This is a genomic window from Nonomuraea basaltis (assembly GCF_005893125.1).
Taxonomy (GTDB): domain Bacteria; phylum Actinomycetota; class Actinomycetes; order Streptosporangiales; family Streptosporangiaceae; genus Nonomuraea; species Nonomuraea basaltis.
On record NZ_VCJS01000569.1, the window covers coordinates 1 to 1,287 of the forward strand.

Annotated in this window: 1 protein-coding gene; it reads left to right on the forward strand. The window is 70.0% G+C overall.

Annotated elements, in window-relative coordinates:
• Positions 1-13 precede the first annotated feature (13 nt).
• Positions 14-1,287: molybdopterin-dependent oxidoreductase (locus tag EJK15_RS69415; RefSeq protein ID WP_138720942.1), on the forward strand; the 1,274-nt coding region annotated here is incomplete at its 3' end.

Sequence of the window (1,287 nt, forward strand, 5' to 3'; positions counted from 1 at the left end):
CACCAAGTCGGAGGTGTCGGCCGACGGCCGCACGCTGCACCAGATAGATCCCAGCGCGTGGGACCGTTTCTACCGGGACCGGTGGGCGCACGACAAGGTGGTGCGCTCGACTCATGGGGTGAACTGCACGGGCTCGTGCTCGTGGCAGGTGTTCGTCAAGGATGGGCTGATCACTTGGGAGCACCAGGCGACGGACTACCCGTCGGTGGGGCCGGAGTCGCCTGAGTACGAGCCGCGCGGCTGTCCGCGTGGCGCGTCGTTCTCTTGGTACACCTACTCGCCGTCGCGGGTGCGTTACCCGTACGTGCGGGGCGTGCTGCTGGAGATGTGGCGCGAGGCCAGGGCCAGGCTGGGGGATGCGGTGCTGGCGTGGGCGGAGCTGACCGGCGACCCGGAGCGGGCGCGGGCGTACAAGCGGGCGCGCGGCAAGGGCGGGTTCGTGCGGTCGAGCTGGGACGAGGTCCTGGAGTTGATGGCCGCCGCGCACGTGCACACCGTCAAGGAGTACGGCCCGGACCGGGTGGTGGGGTTCTCGCCGATCCCGGCCATGTCGATGGCGTCGTTCGCGGCCGGGACGCGGTTCCTGTCGATGATCGGCGGCACGCTGCTGTCGTTCTACGACTGGTACGCCGACCTGCCGATCGCCTCGCCGCAGGTGTGGGGTGACCAGACGGACGTGCCCGAGGCGGCCGACTGGTGGAACTCCCGCTATCTGATCATGTGGGGGTCCAACATCCCGGTCACTCGCACTCCGGACGCCCACTTCATGACCGAGGCCCGCTACCAGGGCACCAAGGTCGTGGCGGTCAGTCCCGACTACGCCGACAACGTCAAGTTCGCCGACGACTGGCTGGCGCCGCACCCGGGCACCGACGGGGCACTCGCCATGGCGATGGGCCACGTGACGCTGACCGAGTTCTTCCGCGACCGCCAGGTCCCCTACTTCACCGACTACGTCCGGAAATACACCGACCTGCCGTTCCTGGTCACGCTGGAGCCGCGCGGCGACGCGTACGTCCCGCGCCGCTTCCTGACCGCCGCCGACCTGGGCGAGCAGAGCGAGAACGCCGAGTTCAAGACCGTCTTCCTGGACGAGACGACGGGCGAGGCGGAAGTGCCGAACGGCTCGCTCGGCCACCGCTGGGGCCAGGAGGGCGAGGGCCGCTGGAACCTCGACCTGCACGGCGCGAGCCCCGCGCTGACCCTGTTCGACCGATCCGAGCGCGCAGTCGCCGTCGACCTGCCGCGCTTCGACGAAGGCGCCACCGAGGGCGGCTCCGTCATGCG